The 430-nt window shown below is 72.6% G+C and carries 1 pseudogene; it reads right to left on the bottom strand.

From position 1 onward, the window contains the following. Window positions 1–430 (bottom strand): annotated as a pseudogene (locus tag FNQ90_RS26615) (hypothetical protein); the annotation flags it as partial.

The following is a 430-nucleotide window of genomic DNA, read 5'->3' as shown; positions in this document are numbered from 1 at the left end:
CGGACAGGGGTTCTTCGGGGGTGTGGACGCGGTGGACGTAGCGCGTCTTGGTGCCGCTTCCGACCCGTACGGCGGTGCCGTCCTCGGCCCATTCCTTGAGCCAGCCGACGATGGTCTGTCGGCTGGTACCGAACCGCGGCTTCAGCTCCCGTTCCATGGCGGAGGCGCCGGTGCCCCGGGGGCCGGCGGCGTGCAGCAGGTCCAGGGCGGCCCGGCGCGCGTCGGGCTCGGGGGAGGGCCCGGTCTCCTCGTTCCGCTCCCGCTTGTAGGAGAGGTTCAGCCCGGGGCCGGGTGCGGCCGGTGCGGGCCGGGTGGGTTCGGTGGTGGTGCCGAATTCCCGGTCGATCTGTTCCATCAGCCGGGCCGCCATGGCGTCGGCGTCGATGTTCTCGGCCGGGGCCTCACGGCGCTTGTAGGACAGGTTCAACCC

The sequence above is a fragment of the Streptomyces alkaliphilus genome, from assembly GCF_014141535.1.
Lineage (GTDB): Bacteria > Actinomycetota > Actinomycetes > Streptomycetales > Streptomycetaceae > Streptomyces > Streptomyces alkaliphilus.
Note: the sequence above shows the minus strand (reverse complement) of the source record. Positions and strands in the feature narration are given on the sequence as shown.